The 23,126-nt window shown below is 63.3% G+C and carries 19 protein-coding genes; 6 read left to right on the top strand and 13 right to left on the bottom strand.

What is annotated here, in order from left to right; translation table 11 throughout:
* Positions 1 to 55: 55 nt before the first annotated feature.
* Positions 56 to 1,048: an arginine deiminase-related protein gene (locus tag FAZ30_RS09580; RefSeq protein WP_137009345.1), complete on the top strand. Its 993-nt coding sequence runs from the start codon at positions 56 to 58 to the stop codon at positions 1,046 to 1,048.
* Positions 1,049 to 1,595: 547 nt separating this feature from the next.
* On the opposite strand, the gene FAZ30_RS09575 is transcribed toward FAZ30_RS09580, so the two are convergent.
* The 11 genes from FAZ30_RS09575 to FAZ30_RS09525 form a co-directional block, all read right to left on the bottom strand.
* A complete protein-coding gene (locus FAZ30_RS09575; protein WP_124643010.1) occupies positions 1,596 to 2,792 on the bottom strand; it encodes a tryptophan--tRNA ligase in 1,197 nt (398 codons plus the stop codon).
* Positions 2,793 to 2,806: 14 nt separating this feature from the next.
* The gene (locus tag FAZ30_RS09570; RefSeq protein WP_137009344.1) at positions 2,807 to 3,448 is read right to left on the bottom strand and encodes a site-2 protease family protein; all 642 of its coding nucleotides are present in this window, start codon (positions 3,446 to 3,448) and stop codon (positions 2,807 to 2,809) included.
* Positions 3,449 to 3,521: 73 nt separating this feature from the next.
* Positions 3,522 to 4,142 carry an L-threonylcarbamoyladenylate synthase gene (locus tag FAZ30_RS09565; protein ID WP_124643014.1) on the bottom strand — a complete coding sequence of 207 codons (621 nt, stop codon included), beginning with the start codon at positions 4,140 to 4,142 and terminating at the stop codon, positions 3,522 to 3,524.
* 20 nt (positions 4,143 to 4,162) lie between these two features.
* Entirely contained in the window at positions 4,163 to 5,029 is an 867-nt protein-coding gene (locus FAZ30_RS09560; protein WP_124643016.1) for a 3',5'-nucleoside bisphosphate phosphatase, read from the bottom strand.
* Positions 5,030 to 5,032: 3 nt separating this feature from the next.
* Entirely contained in the window at positions 5,033 to 5,236 is a 204-nt protein-coding gene (locus tag FAZ30_RS09555; RefSeq protein WP_124643018.1) for an oxidoreductase-like domain-containing protein, read from the bottom strand.
* Positions 5,236 to 5,451, bottom strand: coding sequence for an RNA-binding S4 domain-containing protein (locus tag FAZ30_RS09550; protein ID WP_124643020.1), 216 nt, complete (start codon positions 5,449 to 5,451; stop codon positions 5,236 to 5,238). The genes FAZ30_RS09555 and FAZ30_RS09550 overlap by 1 nt, the downstream gene beginning before the upstream one ends.
* Positions 5,452 to 5,651: 200 nt before the next feature.
* On the bottom strand, positions 5,652 to 6,191 hold the full coding sequence (locus FAZ30_RS09545) for an AAA family ATPase (protein ID WP_124643022.1): 540 nt from the start codon (positions 6,189 to 6,191) through the stop codon (positions 5,652 to 5,654).
* Between the two features lie 838 nt (positions 6,192 to 7,029).
* Entirely contained in the window at positions 7,030 to 8,022 is a 993-nt protein-coding gene (locus FAZ30_RS09540; protein WP_124643024.1) for an asparaginase, read from the bottom strand.
* A gap of 248 nt (positions 8,023 to 8,270) precedes the next feature.
* Positions 8,271 to 8,813, bottom strand: a complete 543-nt coding sequence (locus FAZ30_RS09535) for a hypothetical protein (protein ID WP_137009343.1) — start codon at positions 8,811 to 8,813, stop codon at positions 8,271 to 8,273.
* 65 nt (positions 8,814 to 8,878) lie between these two features.
* Complete coding sequence (locus tag FAZ30_RS09530) at positions 8,879 to 9,394, bottom strand: hypothetical protein (RefSeq protein WP_137009342.1); 516 nt, start codon at positions 9,392 to 9,394, stop codon at positions 8,879 to 8,881.
* A gap of 149 nt (positions 9,395 to 9,543) precedes the next feature.
* Entirely contained in the window at positions 9,544 to 10,308 is a 765-nt protein-coding gene (locus FAZ30_RS09525) for a UTRA domain-containing protein (protein ID WP_124643029.1), read from the bottom strand.
* Positions 10,309 to 10,522: 214 nt separating this feature from the next.
* Between FAZ30_RS09525 and FAZ30_RS09520 the strand changes: the two genes are divergently transcribed.
* From FAZ30_RS09520 to FAZ30_RS09500, 5 genes are all read left to right on the top strand, one after another.
* Positions 10,523 to 11,620, top strand: a complete 1,098-nt coding sequence (locus FAZ30_RS09520; RefSeq protein WP_124643031.1) for an ABC transporter substrate-binding protein — start codon at positions 10,523 to 10,525, stop codon at positions 11,618 to 11,620.
* Between the two features lie 186 nt (positions 11,621 to 11,806).
* Entirely contained in the window at positions 11,807 to 12,721 is a 915-nt protein-coding gene (locus FAZ30_RS09515) for an ABC transporter permease (RefSeq protein ID WP_124643033.1), read from the top strand.
* A complete protein-coding gene (locus tag FAZ30_RS09510; protein ID WP_103524931.1) occupies positions 12,718 to 13,509 on the top strand; it encodes an ABC transporter permease in 792 nt (263 codons plus the stop codon). Before FAZ30_RS09515 ends, FAZ30_RS09510 begins: the two co-directional genes overlap by 4 nt.
* Before the next feature lie 26 nt (positions 13,510 to 13,535).
* Positions 13,536 to 14,540 (top strand): ABC transporter ATP-binding protein, encoded by a 1,005-nt coding sequence (locus tag FAZ30_RS09505; RefSeq protein WP_124643035.1) that lies wholly within the window; start codon positions 13,536 to 13,538, stop codon positions 14,538 to 14,540.
* A complete protein-coding gene (locus tag FAZ30_RS09500; protein WP_233578394.1) occupies positions 14,540 to 15,190 on the top strand; it encodes an HAD family hydrolase in 651 nt (216 codons plus the stop codon). The genes FAZ30_RS09505 and FAZ30_RS09500 overlap by 1 nt, the downstream gene beginning before the upstream one ends.
* A gap of 56 nt (positions 15,191 to 15,246) precedes the next feature.
* Here FAZ30_RS09500 and pbpC read toward each other — a convergent pair whose 3' ends face one another.
* Entirely contained in the window at positions 15,247 to 17,439 is a 2,193-nt protein-coding gene (gene pbpC, locus FAZ30_RS09495) for a penicillin-binding protein 1C (protein ID WP_137009341.1), read from the bottom strand.
* Complete coding sequence (locus tag FAZ30_RS09490) at positions 17,429 to 23,119, bottom strand: alpha-2-macroglobulin family protein (RefSeq protein ID WP_137009340.1); 5,691 nt, start codon at positions 23,117 to 23,119, stop codon at positions 17,429 to 17,431. The genes pbpC and FAZ30_RS09490 overlap by 11 nt, the downstream gene beginning before the upstream one ends.
* Positions 23,120 to 23,126 lie beyond the last annotated feature (7 nt).

The following is a 23,126-nucleotide window of genomic DNA, read 5'->3' as shown; positions in this document are numbered from 1 at the left end:
TATAGGTCTGGCTACTATACCAGCACCCTCCACACTTTGCCTCCGAAACCATTACATGGGAAATCAGAATCTGCCCTGGGTCGCCCCCCTGTCACTGACCCGTCCGGCACAAGCACAACTGGCTCGCGCCGTGGTCATGGTGCGCCCGGTCGACTTTGCCTTCAACGAACAAACCGGTGCCGACAATGTGTTCCAGCACCGGCTGCAGCTGGCACCGGCCGAGGTCACCGCACTGGCTCTCGCCGAATTCGAGGCTATGGTACAGCGCCTGCAACAGCACGGCCTGCAGGTGATGGTGCTGGAAAAAAGCCCCGATGGCATTGCCACCCCGGATGCGGTGTTTCCCAACAACTGGTTCAGCACCAGTGCCGATGGCAGCCTGCAGGTCTACCCCATGCATACCCCCAACCGCCGCCAGGAGCGCCGGGTGGAAGAACTGGCGCGACTGCTGCTGGGCCATGGCTATCAGATCAACCAGATCAGCTGGATTGGCCATCCCTGGGAGGAGCAGCTGATTCTGGAAGGCACCGGGGTGATGATTTTCGACCACGCCCGCCACCGTGTATATGCCGCCCGCTCGCAGCGTTGCCACCCGCTGGCACTGTATCGCTACGCCAGGCTGCGCGGGCTGGAAGATGTCCAGTTGTTCGACACCGCCGACAGCCACGGCGTGCCCATCTATCACAGCAATGTGATGATGTCGGTGGGGCAGGACATCGCGGTGATCTGCGCCGACAGCCTGTACCAGCCGGAAGAACGACGCCGGGTGCTGGAGGCGCTGGAATCCACCCACGAGGTGATCCGCATCAGTCATCAGCAGGTAGAACAGCACTTCTGCGGCAATATCCTGCAACTGGCGGCGCAGGATGGCACCCCGCTCTTGGCCATGTCGCAACGCGCCTGGGACGGCTTCACCCCGCAACAGCAGCGGGTACTGGAGCGGCACGGCCAGCCGGTGGTCAACCCCATTCCCACCATCGAAGCGGTAGGGGGTGGCAGTTGTCGCTGCATGCTGGCGGAAATCTTCCTGCCACGGATGGAGCACTGAGCCGCCAGGCAAAAGCAGGATACCCCCATGCCTCGTTGGTACGCGCCGGACAACGTGCTTGCATCGTATGGCGGGGCGGCCTCGCCAGCCCCCTTGCAACCCCAGGCGACCTCGACGGCCCGCGTATTTCCGCCTGCCCGACCACGGCCAAGGCGCCACCGAACTCGCGGCGCGCTATCGTCACACCTCTCAGACATGCGGTGGCTTAAAACCTTGACCGTGGCCATTCCGTCGGCGCGTGCCAACGAGGGATCGGGCATATCGGTTCGAATCTCCGCTTCCCTGCCACTCACCTCCACATACACACTGCGCGCTACCCCAAATTCCTCATAGAGAAAAAGCCGCATGACAAGCCATATGGAGATCCGCTTGGGGTAGTACCTTCCCCAGAAAATGAAAAAGCCGGAACGTTTGTTCCGGCTTTTTTCCATCCACCACCGCTGCTACAGCATGGTGCGGCTGACAAATTAGCATAGCGCCCCTGGCGCAAGGCGCGCCGACGCAGACAGGAGGCGCGACACCGCAACAGGGGTTTTGTCAGCTGCGCTTAGAAACCCAGCCCCATGGCCGCGCGCACGTCGGTCATGGTTTCCTTGGCCACTTTCTCGGCACGGCGACAGCCTTCGAACACGATTTCCTTGACCCGGTCCGGGTGGGACAGATACTGCTCGGCCCGCTCGAACATCGGTTGCTGTTCGCGCAGCACACCTTCGATCACCGGCTGCTTGCAATCCAGACAGCCGATGCCGGCGCTGGTACAGCCCTGCTTCACCCATTCGCGGGTTTCGTGATCGCTGTACACCTGATGCAGCTGCCATACCGGGCATTTCTCCGGATTGCCGGCATCGGTACGGCGCACGCGGGCCGGATCGGTCGGCATGGCCTTGACCTTCTTGCTCACCAGCTCCGGCGCTTCGCGCATGGTGATGGTGTTGCCGTAGGACTTGGACATCTTCTGCCCGTCCAGGCCCGGCATGCGCGAGGCGGCGGTCAGCTTAGCTTCTGGCTCTGGCAGGATGGTCTTGCCCTTGTTTTCCAGCCAGCCGGCCAGGCGTTCGCGGTCGGCCACGCCCAGGTTCTGGCTGGCAGCCAGAATCTCGCGCGCCGCTTGCAAGGCTTCGGCGTTGCCGTCCTGCAAATAAGCAGTGCGCTGCTGCATGAACTGCTTGCCCTGCTTGCCGATTTTCTTGGCGGCGGCCTGGGCCAGTTCGTCGAAATTGGGTTCGCGGCCAAACAGATTGTTGAAGCGGCGTGCCACTTCACGGGTCAGTTCGATGTGCGGCACCTGGTCTTCGCCCACCGGCACCAGCCCGGCCTTGTACACCAGGATGTCGGCGGCCTGCAGTAGCGGGTAGCCGAGGAAGCCGTAGGTGCCCAGATCCTTGGTGGACAGTTTTTCGATCTGGTCCTTGTAGGTGGGCACGCGCTCCAGCCAGGACAGCGGGGTCACCATGGACAGCGCCAGGTGCAGCTCGGCATGCTGCGGCACCTTGGACTGCAGGAATACCGTGGCCTTGTCCGGGTCGACACCGGCGGCCAGCCAGTCGATCACCATGTCCCAGATGCTCTTTTCGATGATGGAGACATTATCGTAATTGGTGGTGAGGGCGTGCCAGTCGGCCACCATGAAATAGCAATCGTGACTGCTCTGCAGCTCTACCCAGTTCTTGATGACGCCGTGGTAATGGCCCAGGTGCAGGCTGCCCGTGGGGCGCATGCCGGAAAGGATGCGGTTGGCAAACATGGAGCGGATTCCAGTTAGAAAAAGAGACTGAGCAGATGATACACCAGCTGGCGCAGCGGATTGAGCAGCGGCATGAGCGCGCCGGTAAAGATCAGCGCGATCAGTATCCACATGCCATAGGGTTCCAGCCGGGAATACTTGTAGGCCAGGCCCGGCGGCAGCAGGCTTTCCACGATGCGCCCGCCATCCAGCGGCAGCAGTGGCAGCAGGTTGAGCACCATCAGCATGACGTTGATATTGATGCCGGCCTTGCTCATCAGCGCCAGCGGTTCGGAATAGCTGTTGTTCATCATGATGGCGAGTTTCAGCAGCAAGACCCACATCACCGCCATGACAAAGTTGGCCAGCGGGCCGGCTGCCGCCACCCAGCGCATGCCGACGCGCGGATTGCGCAAGGCACCAAAACTCACCGGCACCGGCTTGGCCCAGCCAAACAGCACGCCGCCCATCATCAGCGACAGCAGGGGCAGCAGCACGGTGCCGACCGGGTCGATGTGCTTGAGCGGGTTAAGCGTCATGCGCCCCAGCATATAGGCGGTGGCATCGCCAAAACGCTTGGCGGCATAGGCATGCGCGGCTTCGTGCAGGGTAATGGCCAGCAGCACCGGCAAGGCATAGATGCTGATCTGCTGGATCAGTTGAGAGGTATCGCCCATAGCTTCTTTTCTGGTTGGGTAAGATGAACCACTACTAGATGGGGACAGCCGGCCATGGTTCCAGCCGGGCTGGCTATAAACCGAAAACGGCCGGGTCGCCCTTGCCGCGACGCAGCAGTTCCACGCCGTCGGTCATGTCGATCACCGTGGTGGGGTCGGTGCCGCACCAGCCGCCGTCAATCACCGCATCCACGCTGTGCTCCAGCCGTTCGCGGATTTCATACGGGTCGGTCAGTGGCTCGTCATCGCCCGGCAATAGCAGGGTACAGGACAGGATGGGCTCGCCCAGCTCTTCCAGCAGGGCCAGCGCCACCTTGTGGTCCGGCACGCGCAGGCCGATGGTGGCGCGCTTGGGATGCAAGGTGCGGCGCGGCACTTCCTTGGTGGCCTGCAGGATGAAGGTGTAGCTGCCCGGCGTGGCGGCCTTGAGCTGGCGGAACTGGCTGTTGTCGACGCGGGCGTAGTTGGCCAGCTCCGACAGGTTGTGACAGACCAGGGTCAGGTGATGCTTGAGCTCGATCTGGCGGATGGCCAGAATGCGCTCCATCGCCTTCTTGTCACCCAGCATGCAGCCCAGCGCGTAACAGGAGTCGGTGGGATACACCACCACCCCGCCGCCCCGCAGGATGGTCGCCGCTTCCCGGATCAGCCGCGCCTGCGGATTGTCCGGGTGAATCATGAAGAACTGTGCCATGTGTGTGCTTTTGTGTTGGTTTATGCCGCGCGTGGGGCGCGGATGATGCGCTCTTGCAGTGCCTGCCACACCGGCTGGCAGATGGGCGGCAGGTCATCGGTGCGGCCCACGTCGCGGCCGCCTTCGCCCGGCGCGTGAAAATCGCTGCCGGCACTGGACAGCAGGCCGTAGCGCTGGGCAATCAACGCGTACTTGTGCATATCGTCCAGGCTGTGGCTGCCACTGGCCACTTCGATGCCACGACCACCAGCGTCCTTGAAATCCAGGATCAGCCGCTCGGTAAGGGTGCGGCCCATATCGTAACGGCCGGGATGGGCGATCACCGCCATGCCGCCGGAGGCGACGATCCAGCCTACTGCATCGGCCAGATTGGTCCATTCATGCGGCACATAGCCGGGCTTGCCCGGCGTCAGGTATTTGCGGAACACGGTGCGGACATCTTTCACCTCGCCGCTATTCACCAGGAAACGGGCAAAGTGGGTACGGCCTATCATTTCCGGGTTTTCGCATACCGCCATCGCCCCTTCGAAAGCACCGTGGATACCGATACGGGCCAGCGAGTCGGACATTTCGCGGGCACGCTCCACCCGGCCATCGCGGATGGACTGCAGACCGGCCAGCAGGCCGGCATGCTCGGGGTCGATGCCCAGGCCGACAATATGCACGGTGTGCTTGCCATTCCAGGTGACCGATACCTCGACCCCGTCGAGAAAATCCACGCCATGGGTCGCGGCGGCAGCACGGGCTTCGGCCAGCCCGCGCGTGCAATCGTGGTCGGTCAGCGCCACCAGCGTGGCCTCGCGCTCAGCGGCACGGGCAATCACCTCGGCCGGCGGCAGCGCGCCATCGGAGGCGTGCGAATGAAAATGCAGATCGATACTGGCCATGGCTTATTGTCCGTCCTTGTTCTGCCGTAACGGCTGCCGCGCCTGCCAGGCGGCCAGCCGGCTGCGGTAGTCGCGCAGTTCGGCTTGATAGGTGTCGAGAATGCAGGGATCACAGCCGCTGCCGCAGCACATGTCGTCGCTCACCTCGAACGGCGGCTCCGGCATGGGATCGGCAGCATCTGGCGCCAACGGAAGCGGCTCGCTCATCAGGCAGCAAGCACCTTGATGGTAAAGCCCTGCCCGCTCACCACCTGGCCGGCGCGGATCTTGCAGGTCTTGCGCAATTCCTGCACGCCATTCACCGCTACATTGCCTTCGGCGATGAAATGCTTGGCTTCGCCACCGGAAGAACACACGCTGCAGCTTTTCAGCAGATCGCACAGGGCGATGTATTCGGTAGTCAGTTTGTAGATTTCATTCATTTTTACACATCCATTCTGGACAGGCTTGTGCACCGGCTGTGGACAAGACCTGCAACTGTTTGAGCGAAAAGCCATTTTTCGCAGTGCCTGTTTTTTAGGCAGGTACTGCCGCTTTTCCACCTGCCTGCGGGACAGGGCTGTGGGGTAGCTGTGGAAAATGGGGACAAGGCCATGAAATATAAAGGCTTTGTCACTACTGCTTATTTTTTAGGCAAATCTGCGCGGCCCAGCGCCTGCAAGGCCTGCGCCAGCCGTGCGGCCTGCCCGCCCTGCACTAGGGTATATGCCACGCCTTGCCGCGCCAGCTCGGCCTGGTACAAACCCAGCAACCAGTCGCGCTGCTGGGGATGGCTGCGCAGCGGGTCCGGCTGCCAGGGGATGTCGGCCGCGGTCAACAAGGTGAACCCATAGTCTTGTGGCCGGTACAGCTGCAGCAGGGCCGGCGAAGGCTGGCCAAACGCCACATCGGCCCAGATCTTGCAAGTCAGCACCGTGGTATCGCACACCAGCCAGTCCTGCCCTGCTGCCGCGTCCTGTTCGGCCTGCAACTGGCCGGCGGCAATGGCTTCGATATCGGCCATGCTCACCTGGTAGTCCCGTTCGGCGTAATAGGTGCGCGCATATTCGGCCACGGCCACGGCGCGCAAGCCCTGGCTGCGCAAGGCGGCTGCCAGCTGCAGCGACAAGGTGCTCTTGCCGCAGGATTCCGGCCCGATCACGGCGATTCTGATGACTGACACGGCACGGCACCGGCAAAGAGTCTGATTATACGTCGGGATGGCAGCCTGCCAGTAGTGTTGCCGCGCATTTCTGCACACGGTGCACGGTTTCGCACAGCCAGCGGGGACAGCCTTGTGCGTGGCTTGTGGACAAACAGGCTAAGTCGCTGAAAGCAATCAGCCTTCTCTATACTGCCTGTTTTTTAGGCAAGTACCCGTTTCCTGCTGCCTGCCTGTGCCTGGCAGCGTCGCCGCAGTTTTACACATGGCGCGGGGACAGCCTTGTGCACGGTCTGTGGGCAAGTTGGCTAAGTGCATGAAACGCGACAGGGTTTTACTGACTGCCTGTTTTTTAGGCAATGGCCATTTTATGCAGCCTGCTGGCGCTCTCCACCGCTGAAACTGGCTGTTGGCCATGGTTTTGCACAGCAGGCGGGGACAGGCTTGTGCACCGCCTGTGGGCAACTGAAGCAAAGCACTGAAAGAAATGGACTTTTCCTGACCTGCTGCTTTTTTAGGCAGCAGCCAGCCGTCCACACCAAGCCAGCCCTCCTGCGCGGTAGCACACGGTTTTACACAAGCAGAGGGGACAGCCTTGTGTGTGGGCTGTGGACAAACTGTCTAAACCATTGAGTGGTAACAGGCTTTCTGCCATTGCCTGTTTTTTGGGCAGTTGCCATGTTTTTCCCCACCCCGCGTGTACCACGGTGTGGAGGGCTTGTGGATAGCATGGGCAAGCTACTGATCTGGCAATGAAAAATCAGACCGCTTATTTTTTAGGCAATTTATTGCACCGGACAGCAACAAGGGCGTGCCGCAGGCACGCCCTTGTTCTTTACTACAGACTAGCCTGGCAAGCTTAGCTGCTCTCACCCAGCAGCGGGGTAGCCAGCTGCTGGCGCAAGGCCTCGCCACGCAAACCCTGCGACAACAGCACCAGCAGCTTGGCTGTGGCCGCTTCTGGCGTCAGGTCTGCCCCGGCCACCGCCCCGGCCCGCGCCAATGGCTGGCTCGCCGCATAAGCCCCTACTTCGACCGCACCATGCACCACCTGGCTGATGTTCAGCACGGCACCGCCACGCGCCGTCAGCGCGGCCACACCAGCGAGCAAGGCCGCATCAGCCGGGGTATTGCCGTTGCCATAGCTCATCAGCACTGCGCCATCCAGCTCGCCATCCTGCATGATCTGGCCCGCCAGCGTGCTGGCATAGCCGGGAGTCAGGAAAAAGGTGGCCAGCTTGAGCGAGACATCCAGCTTTACCGGGGCAAAAGCGCCAGTGCGCGTCAGCCAGTGCTGGCGCTGCCACTGGGCCTGGATGCCAAAGCTGGCCAAGGCCGGCGCATTGGGGCTGGCAAAGCCGGCAAAGCTGGCCGCATCCAGCTTGCGCGCACGGCAGCCGCGCAACAGCAGGCGATTGAAGGCAATGCACACTTCGTGCAGATCGGGCTGGCTGGCGGCTTCCAGTGCATCGGCCAGATTGCTCCAGCCATCGGAGCGCGGATGCACCAGCGGCAGTTGTGAACCGGTGACGATGACCGGCTTGGCCAGGCCTTGCAGGGCAAAGGCCAGCACGCTGGCGGTATAGGCCATGGTGTCGGTGCCGTGGATCACCACGAAGCCGTCGTAGTCGGCATAGCGGGCAATCAGGTCATCCAGCAGTTGCTGCCACTGCGCCGGCATGATGGCCGACGAGTCGATCAGCTGCGGGTATTCCAGCACATCGAAATCCAGCGCCGGCGTGCGAAAACGTTCCAGCAGCCGTGGCAGCAGGCCCGGCACCGGGGCCAGGCCATCCGGGCTGTGGTCCATGCCAATGGTGCCTCCGCTATAGAGGACAAGCAGGCGGGTCATGGTTGCATCCTTGGTCAACATCAAACAGCCGGCATGGTAGCGCAAAACCGGCAACTTGGCGGCAAGCCGCCCGCCTGGCAGTAAAAACCCCCGCGACAGTCGGGCGGTGGCGGGGGGACGCAGCGGTGAGGGTTTAACGCCGCGAACAAAACCTCGCAGAGAACCCGGGCCAGGGCGCGCCGACCCAGACAGTACCAAGAGTACGGCAAGGAGACGCAACGCAGGCGCGGGGGTTTTGTTAGCGAGTCTTAGCGCAATGCTTCGTTGATGGCGTCATTCACAGCATGCTGGGCAACAGCAATCTGGCCGATGATGTAATGCTGCAGGCCGCGCAGATAGGGGTCGTCTTCCTCATGGTTGGCATCCTGCCTGGCCTTGTCCAGCAGGCGCAGCGCCTGATGGAAACGGTCGTCCGGGCGGTACTGTGCATCCGGCGGCATGCGCTGGAAGGGGTCTTTGCCATCATCAATAGCCGCATCATGCATGGCATGCAGGGCCTGGTTGATGGCTTCCACGGCACGGCGCTCGCCCTGCTCGACACGCGGCTGGTCCGGACGGGACAGCAAATCGCGGGCGATGCGCAAGTCGGTCATGGCATGGCTGTAGTAAGGATGCTGCTCCGGCTGCCAGTGGTGCTGCTCGAAGCGCCAGGGCATGCCCTCTCGCCACTCGCGCTGCATGTCCGGGCGCCAGTCATTGCCGTGCCAGTCGTCGGCCATCGCCGTACCCGTTGCCAACAGGGCCAAGCCAGCCAGCAGCAGGTTGGCGACAGATTTCTTCAGGATCAACATGGTTGCTCTCCTTGATTGCAAGCGACGTTTTTTATTGTTGCGGTAAATCGGTATGACAGCCTGGCTCAACGCAGTGCGTCGGCAATGGCTTGCTGGGTGGCGCGGTGAGCATCGTCGATGTGATGCAGGATGCGCCCCTGCAGATCGCGCACCCAGGGATCATCCTCGCGGTGGCTGGCATCGCGCCGGGCCTGTTCCAGCAATTGCAGGGCCTGATGGAAGCGGTCGGTGGGGTTCAGCCGGGTATCGATGGGTTGTGGCTGCCAGGGGTTCTTGCCGTCCTGGATCGAGGCCTGGGTCATTTCCTTCAGGGCGGCATCGATGGCACCGACGGCCCAGCGCTCGTCATCCTGCACCGGCTGCACATCCGGACGCGCCAGCAGAGCACGCGCCTGGCGCAGATCGCTCATGGCATGGCCGTAATAGGGGTGTTCGGCAGGATTCCAGTGCGGGGCGACAGCCACCGGGGCGGGCTTGTAGACGACCTGGGTGCGCGGCGGAACCACCACGCAGGCACTCAGGCCAGACACAGCGGCGGCCAGCATCAGCCAGCGGCCACTACGCAGGATTTGCGCTTTCATTGAATGCTCTCCGGAAATGAGGAACTGCTTGCAGCATGTCGCACGCAGTCATTGCCGGTCTGTAGCCATGCTGTATCGCTTGGTAAGCATTTGTAATGGAACTGTGTGCAATTGTTAATTCATGACAAAAATGACAAATAATTCACACATCAACCCATTGGCATGACCGTAATACCCAGATCACCTGGCTCTGTCGGCAACTGGCTGTCCACCGACAAGCGGATGGCATCGTGCCGCCAGTACTCGACATCGCAATCAATGATGCGCTGCTGCTGGTCGTAGTTGATGCGGGTGATGCGCAGGATGGGGCTGCCATCGGCCAGCATCAGTGCCTGTGCCACCTCGCCGCGCGCGGCTGTCGGAGTGATGTCGAAGCGCGAACGGCGGTAATGCAGGCCGTAACGCGTCTGGTACAGCTCGGTCAACGATTGCGACAGGTCTTCGTTCATGATGCCGGGAAAGCATTCCGGCTTCAGATAGTGCTCGACATACATCACCACGCGGCCATCCAGGCTGCGCTGGCGACAAATCTGCAACACCCGCGCCAGCGCCGACAATTGCAGCCGCTGGCTCATCGCCGGTGTCGCCACCATGCTGCGCACCGACAGCACCCGGGTATCCACCCGCCGCTGCTGCTGTTGCACCATCTGCTGGAAATGCACCCGGTACTGCGGGTTGTATTCCAGCCGGGGCGGGGCGACAAACCAGCCACGCCGGTCTTCGCGGTAGATGCAGCCTTCGGCCTCCAGCGCCAGCAGAGCATCCTTCAGGGTGATACGGGTGGTATCGAACAGCTCGGACAAGCTGCGTTCGGACGGCAATTTGCCGCCGGGCGGCAGCAGTCCGCCTTCGATCTGTGCCAGCAGGGACTGTCTTATCCGGGCGACTTGTGTCTGGTTATTTTCTACTGACATGCTCTGGACTAGTCCATATTGATTTGACTGGAGCTTAGTGTTTAGCAAACTCAAATGACAAGCCTGCGACAGCATGTCGGAATATGACCAAAACAGGTCGCACGCAAGACTTCACACAATAGACACGGAACTGAAACTTGCCTCACATCATTTCGTCACCTGCACTGCCTATGATCGCCCTGCTCATATTGACCTAGTCCAAAGGATGGAACCAATGAACAAGAAGCTGATGGCCGCAGTTGTATTGTCCGCACTGAGTGTTGGTGCTTCCGCTGTGCATGCACAGGATCTGAACAGCCTGATCAAGGCGGCAAAACAGGAAGGCGAGCTCACCACCATCGGCCTGCCGCATGACTGGTGTGGCTATGGCGACCTGGTGGCCGGCTTCAAGGCCAAATACGGCATCAAGGTGAACGAACTGAATCCGGACGCCGGCTCCGGCGATGAAATCGAAGCCATCAAGGCCAACAAGGGCAATAAGGGCCCGCAAGCGCCGGACGTGATCGACGTTGGCCTGTCCTTCGGCCCGCAGGCCAAGGCCGCTGGCCTGATCCAGCCGTACAAGGTTTCCACCTGGAACAGCATTCCGGCTGAAGTGAAGGACAAGGATGGCTTCTGGTACGGCGACTACTACGGCGTGCTGGCCTTCGAAGTGAATACCGACATCATCAAGAAAGTACCGGCCGACTGGGCTGACCTCCTGAAACCGGAATACAAGAACGCTGTGGCGCTGGCCGGTGACCCGCGCACCGCCAACCAGGCCATCATGGGCGTGTACGCTGCCGGCCTGTCGCAAGCAGGTGGCAACCCGGCCAAGGCCGCCGATGCCGGCCTGAAATTCTTCTCGCAGCTGAACAAGAGCGGCAACTTCGTGCCGGTGATCGGCAAGGCTGCCTCGCTGGCCCAGGGCACTACCCCCATCATCGTACGCTGGGACTACAACGCCCTGGCCGACCGCGACACCCTGAAGGGCAACCCGAAAGTGGCTGTAGTGGTGCCGAAATCCGGCGTGGTGGCTGGCGTGTATGTACAGGCCATCAGCGCCTACGCCCCGCACCCGAATGCCGCCAAGCTGTGGATGGAATACCTGTACTCCGACGAAGGCCAACTGGGCTGGCTGAAGGGCTATTGCCACCCGAGCCGTTTCAACGACCTGGCTGCGCGCAAGAAAGTACCGGCTGACTTGCTGTCCAAGCTGCCGGCTGCCGCCAGCTACAAAAAGGCCGTGTTCCCCACCCTGGAACAACAGGAAGTGTACAAGGCCACCATCACCAAACAGTGGGACAGCGTGGTGGGCAGCAACGTCAAGTAAGCCCGCCAGCATCTGAGCACCCAGACCTCATGGCCGTGCAAACGGCCATGACGGTTTTTGATCCCACCCATCAGGGACCAGACCCGACCCTGCCCGCGTGGCAGTACAACAGCAAGGCAGCGGCAGCCCACCGGCTCCACCGTTGCTGATGCCGGGCACTCCCTTGTACACGAGGCTGCACCACGGATGAGTACTTCACCCGATTCCCTCACCCACCATCCCGAGCCCGGGACAGGCCAGATCCGCAAGGGCCTGACGCTGTCTTCGCTCAACTGGCTGGGCGTGGCACCGTTTTTCCTGTTTGCATTGCTGTTTCTGATCCTGCCCACCGCCACGCTGATGATAGGCGCGTTTCAGGATGCCGACGGCCATTTCACCCTGGGCAATATCGCCAAACTGTTCGACGACAGCATTCTGTCGGCCTACTGGATCAGTTTTGAAGTCAGCGCTGCCTCGGCGCTGGGCGGCACGGTAATCGGTCTGGCGCTGGCGCTGGCCGCCATTCAGGGCGGCCTGCCGCAATGGATACGCCCCACGCTGATGACCTTTTCCGGCGTGGCTTCCAACTTTGCCGGCATTCCCCTGTCTTTCGCCTTCCTGTCCACCCTGGGCCGCATGGGCCTGGTGACGGTATTGCTGCGCAACTATGCCGACATTGACCTCTACGGCAGCGGTTTTTCCATTCTCAGTTTTCTGGGCCTCACGCTGACCTACCTGTACTTCCAGATTCCCCTGATGGTGCTGATCGTCACCCCGGCCATCGATGGCCTGCGTGCCGAATGGCGCGAAGCCTGCGAAAGCCTGGGCGGCAGCAGCGTGGCCTACTGGTGGCATATTGCCCTGCCCATTCTGTGGCCCAGCATCATGGGCTCGGCGCTGTTGCTGTTTGCCAATGCCTTTGGCGCGGTGGCCACGGCCTATGCGCTCACCGGCAGCTCGCTCAACATCGTGCCCATCCTGCTGTATGCGCAGATTCGCGGCGACGTGCTGCACGACCAGAACCTGGGCTACGCCCTGGCTCTGGGCATGATCGTGGTGACCGGCCTGTCCAATGCCGGCTATATCTGGCTGCGCAGCCGCGCCGAAAGGGGGCGTGAATGAAATCGACATCCCGACTGGGCGCCTGGGTGGCCATTGCCATCGGCACCCTCTACTTTGTACTGCCGCTGATCGCTACCTTCGAATTCAGCCTGAAGATGAACCGCGACGGCTACAGCTTCGAGGCCTACAAGGTGGTGCTGGCCGACCCCGGCTTTCAGGCTACCTTTGGCTATTCCACGCTGATGGCGGTGCTCACCATCATCGTCGGCATCCTGCTGGTGGTGCCCACCGCTTACTGGATTCAGCTGAAACTGCCACGGCTGCGGCCGCTGGTGGAGTTCATCACCCTGCTGCCGCTGGTGATTCCGGCCATCGTCATCGTGTTTGGCTACCTCAAGCTGTACAACAGCAGCTCCTGGCTGCCGCTGACCGGCAACGAGCGCGCCACCGACCTGCTGCTGATGTGCAGCTATGTCACGCTGGCGCTGCCCTATCTGTACCGCTCCGTCGATGCCGGCCTCAGGGCCATCGACGTGCGCACGCTGACCGAAGCGGCCGAGAGCCTGGGTGCCAGCTGGCCCAGCATCCTGCTGCAGGTGATCTTTCCCAATGTGAAATCGGCCATCCTGTCCGGCGCCTTTCTCACCTTTGCGGTAGTGATTGGCGAATTCACCATGGCCAGCCTGCTGGGCCGCCCGGCCTTCGGCCCCTATCTGCAGCTGATTGGTGCCAACCGGGCTTACGAGCCTTCGGCGCTGGCCATCATCGCCTTCATGGTGACCTGGGCCTCGATGGGGCTGATCCAGGTATTCGCCCGCAATGCCCGCCCGGCCCGCAAGACGGCCTGAGCACAGACAGAACTCAAGGAACCAGCATGGCCTATCTCACCATCAATAATCTGCACAAGCGCTTCGACGACCACGTCGTGGTGCACGACTTCAACATGAGTATCGAACAGGGCGAGTTCGTGACTTTCCTCGGCCCCTCCGGCTGTGGCAAGACCACGGTACTGCGCATGATCGCCGGCTTTGAAACCCCTACCTCCGGCCGCATCTGCGTCGGCGGCGAGGACATCACCCACCAGGCCGCACAAAAGCGCGGCATCGGCATGGTGTTCCAGAGCTATGCGCTGTTTCCCAATATGAACGTGACGCAGAACATCGGCTTTGGCCTGAAAATGCGCAAATGCCCGGCCGATGACATCAAGCGCAAGGTGGCCGAGGTCATCAAGCTGGTGGAGCTGTCCGGCAAGGAGAGCCACTACCCGCACGAATTGTCCGGCGGCCAGCGTCAGCGGGTGGCACTGGCGCGCGCGCTAGTGGTGGAGCCACGCATCCTGCTACTGGACGAACCCTTGTCGGCACTGGACGCTCGCATCCGCAAAAACCTGCGCGAGCAGATCCGCGACATCCAGCGCCGCCTTGGCCTGACCACCATTTTCGTCACCCACGATCAGGAAGAAGCGCTCACCATGTCCGACCGCATCTTCGTGATGAACCAGGGCAAGGTGGAGCAGGAAGGCCGCGCCGAAATCGTCTACACCGAACCGGCCACCGAGTTTGTCGCCCGCTTCATGGGCAATTACAACCTGCTGGGCGCTGCCGACACCAACCGCCTGCTGGGGCTGAACATCAGCGGCCACCTGGCCATCCGCCCGGAATCCATTCACGTGCTGGACGGCCACAGCCAGCAGGATGGCACCCTGGCCGGCACCATCCGCCAGCACCAGCTGCTGGGCAATATCATCCGCTACCAGATTGAAAGCGCCGGCATCACCCTGCAGGTAGACCGGCTGAACCGCACGGCCAGCGACCTGATGCCCGCCGGCACCGAAGTCAGGCTGCAAATCAGCCGCGACGACATGCGCGAGGTACGCTGATGCTGGCCATTTTTGATCTGGACGACACCCTGACTGACGGCGACAGCTCCAGCCTGTGGCTGCAATTCATGGTGGAACACGGCCTGGCCGCTGCCGACATGCTGCCGCGCGAGGCCGAGCTGATGGCAGCCTACCGCCGTGGCGAACTGCGCATGGAAGACTATATGGAATTCACCCTGCAGCCGATGCAGGGCCGCAGCATGGCGGACATGGCCGAGTGGGTGGAACGCTTCATCGCCGACAAGATCGCGCCCATCGTCTTTCCGGCCGCGCGGGAAACACTGGCGCGCTACAAGGCGGAGGGGCGCACCCTGCTGGTGATTTCTGCCACTGGCGAGCATCTGGTGGGGCCGATTTCACGCTTTCTGGGGGCGGACGACTTTCTGGCCATCTGCCTGGAAACCCACGATGGCTGCTATACCGGCCGCACCCATAGCGTGCTGACCTATCAACACGGCAAGGTGCTGCGCCTGCAAGACTGGCTGACGCAGCACGGGGCTGCGTTGGCAGGCAGCCATGGCTATAGCGACTCCATCAACGATGTGCCGCTGCTGCAGGCAGTGGAACAGGCCCATACCGTGAATGCCGACCCGAAACTGGCGGCAGTGGCTGCCCAGCACGGCTGGACCCAGCTGAACTGGCAGCGCTGAAGCCGCTGGCCAGGGCCTGTCGACGCGATCTGTATTGCAGTGCAGGCCCTGCCGCCCTAGTGCGGCATGCCGGGGGGCGTGCTGCGCCCCGGCGGCCGGGCTGGCGGCTTGAGCATGGCACCCCGCACCTCGAAGCCGACGGCCTCCACCTTGTTGCCCTTGCCATCGCGCAGCTCCAGCCGGTGCCGGCCCGGCCAGGGAAACCAGCGCAAGGCCGCGCCCTTGCCCAGCCATTTGCCATCCAGCCACCACTGTGCCGCCACCACACCACGAGCGCGCAGCAGCAGCCGTTGATTGGCCGGTGGAATATCCGGATCGATGGCAAAAATGCTGCCATCCAGCGGGGACACGATGCCCGGGCTTTGCGCCGTGGCCTTGCTGTCCGCGCTCTCGATCAGGCTGCGCTGGCTGCCCGCCAGAAACCACTCCTGGCGCTCGGCCTCCTCGCCACCACGGTAACGTACCAACTGACGCACCACGCCGGCCGGCACTGACGGTGGCAGCGATGGCCCGGTGCTGCTTTGCGCCTTGTCCAGCACGGCCATCCAGATTGGTGCGGCACCATGCATGCCGGACACATCCCACATCGGTTCGCCATTGCTGTTGCCCACCCAGCTGGCCACGGTGAACTGGCGCGAGAAACCCACCGCCCAGTTATCGCGCATGTCCTTGCTGGTGCCGGTTTTCACCGCGCTCCAGTAGCGGGTGGACAGCACGCTGTCCAGACCAAAAGTGCGCGCGCGGGCGGTGCGGTCGGACAGGATGTCGGCAATGATGAAGCTGCTGGCGGCATCCAGCTGCCGCTGCCAGCGCGGCGGCGGATCGGCCATGGTCCAGCGCAATGCCGAGGCACGCCCCTGGTTGGCCAGGGTGCGGTAGGCATTGGCCAGTTCCAGCAGGCGGATGTCGGCCGCCCCCAGCGCCAGGCTGTAGCCGTAATACTCGCCGTCCTGTTGCAGGCTGCTCAGCCCCAGCTGCGTCAAACGGTCGCGCAGCGCCTGCGGCCCGACCATTTTGATCACCCGCACTGCCGGCACATTCAGCGAGGCCGCCAGCGCGGTGCGCGCCGACACCAGACCCTTGAAATCCTTGGCGTAATTCTGCGGAGCATACAAGCCGCTGCCGGTCTGCAAATCCAGCGGGCTGTCATTGAGCAAGGAGGCCGCAGTCAAATAACGACGCTGCAAGGCCAGCTGATACAGAAAGGGCTTCAGGGTGGAACCGGCCTGGCGCAGCGCCGTGACGCCATCCACCTCGGCCGCACTGGACAGCGCGGCACCGCTGGAACCCACCCAGGCCAGGATGTCGCCGCTGGCATTGTCCAGCACCACCAGCGCACCATCCTGCACATTGCGCTGCGCCAGTGCGGCCAATTGCCGGCGCAGCACGCTAGTGGCATAACGCTGCAGGGGCTGGTCCAGCGTGCTGCGCACCACCCCGCCCTGCGCCATGGGCTGGCGCTGCAACAGCTTGCGGGTAAAGTGCGGCGCGTCCTGCTCGGCCTGCGGATTGGCGGCGCGGCTGCGCGCCAGCGCCTGGCTGGTATGGATGGCCACCACATCGCAACGTGCTGACTGGCCCAGATCGTGCAGCAGCTGGCAGGCGCGGGCCGACACCTTTTCCACTGCTGCATTCGGGGCGCGGATCAGCGCCACGGTGATGGCGGATTCTTCCTGGTTCAGCCCGGAAGGCAGCTTGCCAAACAGAGTGGACGACAAGGCAGACAGGCCGACCAGCTCGCCACGGAAGGCCACCAGATTCAGGTAAGCCTCCAGGATTTCCGCCTTGCTCCAGTGCTGTTCCAGTTCGGCGGCAGACCAGCTCTGGCCCATTTTCTGCCACAGGCTGCGGCCATTGCGCCCGGCCTTGAGTTGCTGATCCAGCAAGCCGGCCAGCTGCATGGTGAGGGTGGAGGCACCACGGGTACGGGTATTCCACAGATTGCCCCAGGCCGCGGCAGCCACCCCGGACCAGTCCACCCCGCTGTGCTGGTAGAAGCGTTTGTCTTCCGACAGCACCAGCGCCTGACGCAAGGCCGGCGAGGTATCGACCAGGCTGACCCAGTCCTGTCGCCGCCCCTGCTTGTCCACCCGCCAGCGCTGCAGCGGCTGGCCGTGGCGGTCTTGCACGATGACATCCGACGAGCGCCATGCCGCCTTCACTTGCGCAAAGCCGGGCAGCGCCAGGCAGGGGCCGCTCAACAGCAGCGCCGCCAGCAACAGCGCGCCACGCCCTCCCTTACTGGCCATCGATCACACGGAAAGCTGCATTGGGCAACATGCCGAACACCTCGGGCGCATACAGCGCCTCGACCCGGGTCGGGGGCAACTGGAACAGCCCGGCATTGCCCAGCCGCATGCTGTATTCCACTTTCAGGCTGCCGCGCGGCACGAAACCGTAATAGGCGCGATAACCGGCAAAGCGCCGCTCGACATAATCGGCACTGTCGCCTTGCCGCGCGGCCGCGCCGGCGATTTGCGAATCCCGACCCAGCCCGCTGCCCTGGATGCTGGCTCCGGCCGGAATCGGATCATCCACCACCACCCAGCTCATATCACTCTGCGCGGTGATCTCCAGCGTCACCTTGACCACATCACCCACCTGATAACGGCCGGCAGTGTGCTGGCTGATGGGGGTCAGCGTCTTGCGTATGCTGTAGCCGGCGTAGCGCGGGCTCTTCAACACCATCGCCGCTTCGGCCTGCACCGTGGCCCAGGGTGCACCGCTGCCCTGATGACTCAGTTGCAGCGTGCCGCGTCCGCCAGCCGGCCACGGCAACAACACGGCGGCCTGATTGCCAGCCTGCGGCCAGCTCAGCTTCTGGCTGCTGCCTTCCAGACTCAGCGTGCTGCTGCCGCTGACCGGGGTGCTTTCAAACTGGCGCGAGAACTGCGCCACTGCCAGGCTGCCCCACAGATTGGCCGTGGTGGTCTGCCAGTGGCCCTTGTTCTGCCGCGCCAGCAGGCCGGTGAGCAGGCGTGGCACATCGGCCTGCCATTCCGGGCGACGGCTGGCCAGCAGCAACAGGCGTGCGGCATTGACATCGCCATTGCCCATCAGCCACCAGGCATTGTCGGCGGCCTCGGTGGTAAAGCCCATGTGGCTGCCCTGATAAGTCAGCCGCGCCCGCAGTAGATTGGTCGCTTCCACCAGCCGGCTGGCGCGCTGGGGAATGGTGGCAGCGCGATCCAGCAGGCTCAGCCAGTCCAGCAGCATCGCCGTGCTCATTTTCTGCGGGTTCAGTTCCAGCACTTCCAGCATGGCCGGACGGAAGCGGCCATAGCGCGCCAGCGCCTCCATGGCACTGAGCCGGCGCGCATCCAGATCCTGGTGCGAGGACAACAGCTCGCGCTTGATGCGGCCTTCGACAAAGGCGGTCAGCCCGTCCAGCATGCGCTGGCTGCCGGCTTGCGGCAGGCTGGCCCCGGCTTCGTGCGCCACGGCCAGCAAATGGGTAGTCAGGATATCGCTGCCCCGGTCGGCCGCGCCCTCGCCCAGCGGGAAGTAGGCCGCCAGGCCGTTGCCATCCAGATACAGCGGCAGCTCCTGCCCCAGCACCTGCCAGGCAGCCTTGTCGCCCAGCCCCAGCGCCACCGCGCTACGTTGTTCCAGGCAGTGATAGGGATATTCGGCAAACCAGCGCCGCACCGCCGGCAAGCTGCTGCCCAGGCGGTCCTGCAGCTTGATGCGCAAGCCCCCGCGCCCCGGCAGGGCTGCAGGTGGCAAGGCCACGGGCAGCGACAGGGACGGAGCCAGTCGTTGCAGGCTGGCCTGCTCCACCGTCACCGGCACAGCCGGCTCCACCGGCTGGGCTACTGCCAGCCGGTCGCTGGCCTTGCCATTGCGCTCGCTGGCCTGGAATTGCCATTTCAGCTGCGACAGCTCGGCCGGCACGGTCACCGGCCAGCTCACCCAGCGCGACTCGCCCACCGGCAGGCTGATGGCCTGCGGCGGCAGTGAGGGCAAGCCTTCGGCCGCAGCCTGAACTTGCAGTTGCAAGGGATGATCGCTGCCATTACGCACGGTGATGCCAGCCTGTAGCTGGTCGCCATTGCGCACCAGCGGCGGAATGCCAGCGCTGATCTGCACATCCTGTACCACATTGATGCCGGCCTCGCCGGTGCCGAACTGGTCGCGCCCGACATCGGCTACCGCCACCAGGCGGAAGCGGCTGAGGGCGTCATTGGTATTGAAACGCACCCGGGCGTGGCCATTGGCATCCAGCACCACGCGCGGCTGCCAGCTGAGCAGGGTGTCCAGCAGTTCGCGGGTGGGTGCCTTGCCGCCACCACCACCCGGCGGCAAGGCCTTGCGGCCAAAGTGACGCTTGCCCACCACCTGCTGCTGCGCCGTGGCGATTTCCACCCCGTAACTGTGGCGCTGGTACATGGCCTGCATCAGCTCCCAGCTGCGATTGGGCTGCAGCTCGAGCAGGGCTTCGTCCACCGCGGCAAAAGCCACTTCGGTGCCGGCCGGTGCCGGTTTGCCATTGGGCAGCTTGACCTTGATGTCGGCCTCAACCGGCTGACGGATGCCATAGCTCTTGCGCAGCGGGCTGATTTCCACCGCCAGCCGCTTGGCGGCATCACCGACGCGGATTTCGGCAATGCCGTACTTGAAGGCCGGCCGGGCCAGATCCACCAGCGCCGTGGCCGGGGTATAATCCCGCCCTTCATGCCAGTAGGCATCCCACCACTCGCCCGGTGTTTTCCAGCCCCAGGTAAAGAAGGAATACCACGGCACTTCGCGCACCCGGCCACGGATGGCCAGCACCGACACATAAACATTGGGCGTCCAGTCCGGCTCGACCTTCAGTTCGATCACCGGCTGCTTGCCTTCCAGTTCCAGCACGCGGGTTTCCATGATGCCGTCGCGCTCGATGCCGACCCAGGCCGTGGCCTTGCGAAAAGGCATGCGCACCTGGAAGCGGGCGATATCGCCGGGGGCGTAGTCGGTTTTCTCCGGCAGCACATCGATGCGGTCGTTGTTGTCGACATCGAACCACAGCTCGTCATGCTCGCTCACCCATACTTGCTGGGCGGCCTGCGCCAGATTGCCCTTGTCATCCTGGGCCTGGGCCACCAGCTCCATTTCACCGGCATCCTTCAGGCTGATATCGCACAACAGCAGACCACGGGCATCGCTACTACCGCTGCACACCTGGCCCTTGTCCGCGACTTCTTCATTGTGTTCCCAGGCGTAAAAGCCGCCCACCAGCCGCTTGCGGCTGGACAGATAGCGATGCTCACGCAGGCTGACCTGCACCTTGCGGCCAGCCACCGGCTTGCCGGTGGTATCCAGCACCACCACCTTGAGCGGGACTTCGCGCCCGCTGTTCATCCAGCTTTCCACGCTGATGCCCAGTTGCAGGGCGGATGGCCACAGCGCCAGGCGACGGCTGATGGTCTGCACCTCGCCATTCGGGTCGCGATAGGCGGCTTCGGCCTGCAGATCGTAGCGGCGGTCCAGCTTGGGCAGGCCGTTGACCATGGTTTTGCCGTTGCCGTTGCCATCCAGCACCACGGCGGCCTTGTCCAGCACCACCTTGCCATCCAGCGAACTGTCGCGCTGTTCGCGGCTGCGTTGCGGCGCAGAAAAGTTGTAGTCGTCGTAGCCCTTCCAGTGGCCATAGCTTTCCGTCAGCATGGCGCTGACTTCCACCGGCCAGCCTTTGGCCGGGCCGCCGTTGCCCCAGCTGAGCGACACGTTCAACGGCAGGCTGCTGGCGGCAATGCCGGCGTCACGCGCACTGCTGATCCGGCCACGCATCACCGGCAGCCGGAACTCTTCCACCCGGAAACTACCGCTGTGCAGCGAGTAGCCATCCAGCTCGGGACTCGATGCCTGGCCCGTGTCCCCGCTACTGCGACTGCCCTTGCGTTCCAGATAAAGGGTGTATTCACCCAGCTTGGCCTCGCGTGGCAGGGTAAAGCTGCTTTCGGCATAGCGCCCTTGCCGCCAGCTCAGCGGCAGCACGAATTCGTCGCTGCTGCCATCGTGCACAATGCGCAACTGCTGCGGCAGCTGTCCGGCTTTCAGCAACGACAGGCCACGGCTGCTTTGCACCCGCAGCAGGTGCTTCATCGACACGGTTTCACCGGCACGCAACAGGCTGCGGTCCAGAATGCTGTGCGCCAGCAGGGCCGGGGCGGCGTCGCTGCGCGTGGGGAAGGGAAAACGCCAGGACTCGATGCCCTGGTTCCAGCCGGAACGGACAAAGGACACATCCTCATTGCCCTGGGCATCACGGGCATGGGCAGTGACGAACAAGCCGGAAGACTGCTCGTCGCCGTGCTCGCAGCTGCCCTCGTCCAGCCGGCTGCCGACAAAGGCCACGCCCTTGCTGTCGGTACGGCCCTGCCACAGGGTGGCGCCCTTGCAGTCATACACGGCGATGTGCGCATCCGGCACCGGCCGCCCCTTGTCCAGGGTAGTCACCCACACCGCCGCATTTTCCGGCGAGCGCTTCAGATGCACCGCCAGATTGCTGACCAGGGCCGCCGTGCGCACATACATCGGCTTGTCGGCAGCCAGCAGCGCTTTGCCCAACAGGCGCGAGGACACCTCCACCACGTACAGGCCCGGCTTGGGCAGCGGAATGCCCACCACCTCGAACGGCCATTTGCCCTGGGCATCCGGCTGGGTGGGCAGCTTCAGTGGCTGCGCGGCGCGCTCGTGGCTCAGCAGTGACAGCCGCCGGCTTTCCACCTCCTTGCCCGCCTTGTTGGGAATGCGCGACTCATGATAGCGCTCCACCTTGTTCAGCCATTGCAGCATCTGCCGGTCGTCGGACAAGCGCAGCGCCTGCCCGCCCAGTTGCACCGTCTTGATGTTCAGGCCGGCTTCCACCCCGCGCAGGGTAATGGGCAGGGCGGCATCCGGGCCGGATTCGATAATGCCGAAGGGGGCAGCGGCAAACTTGGCCAGTGGCGGATAGTCGGCCAGCTTCACCGCCAGCGGAAAGCGGGCAGCATTGGCCAGCGGGCGCTCCACCTCGTCACGCAGCTTGTCCGGCAACACCAGGCTGAAGTTTTCCAGTGGCGGAAACGGTGGATCGAAACGCACGCTGTCCACCGGTTCGCCATGGCTGTTTTTCACCGCTGCCGGTTTGCGCTCACCCTCACTGCCACGCAGCCGGATGGCCATGGCCAGCTTTTCCGGTACCGGCGAAGTGAAGTTGAGAGTAATCGAGGCAAAGGGAATGCAGGCACCGCGCGCATTTTCGCGCTGGCAGCTAAGGGCGGCAGTAAAGGGCGGCCGCACCTGGAAATTCAGCTTGTCCGCCATTGCATTGCCGCGCGGATGCAGCAAGGTCAGCTTGCTATCCGCTGGCAGGCGCTGGCTGCAGCGCACGGTGGCCACGCTGGCGGCCTCGTTCTCCAGCCGCAGATGCTTGAGCAGGATGCCGCGCTCGGCCGCACTGACCGGCTGCGCGGGCAAGCGCTCCGGCGAAGCAGAAGACAGGCAGAACAAGGGGCCGGCCTCGACCACCCGTGCATTGAACTGCAGCGCAAAGACCTGATCTTCCTCGATATGGCCGGGATCAGGCCAGCTATTACTGATGACCGGCAGCCCGGTAAAGAAACGGAACTGCCGCACACCGCCAGGCACGCCGCCCTGCATGTCTTTCAGGCCGGGTTTGAGATTGAAGCGGCAGTCGGTATTGGCCGGCGGCATGGCGCTGATGTCCAGCACCCAGGTCTTGTCGTCCACCCAGTGGCCCTGGCCCTTGAGCGAGCACGACCAGCTGAATGGCGCGGCGGCAGCGCTGTTACCCAGCGCCACCATGCTGTCGCTGAAACTGGCGCGCACCTGGCTGACGGTCTTGATCTCACCTTGCGGGCTGAAGGTGACAATGCTGGAAGCGCTGGCCAGGGTGCAGCTCAGCAGGGCAGCGGTGAAGACAAGGGGGCGTAGCAGGGTTGCCATGGCACAA

Origin of the sequence: Aquitalea aquatilis (genome assembly GCF_005155025.1) — a bacterium.
Lineage (GTDB): Bacteria > Pseudomonadota > Gammaproteobacteria > Burkholderiales > Chromobacteriaceae > Aquitalea > Aquitalea aquatilis.
This window is presented reverse-complemented; position numbering and strand designations above follow the sequence as displayed.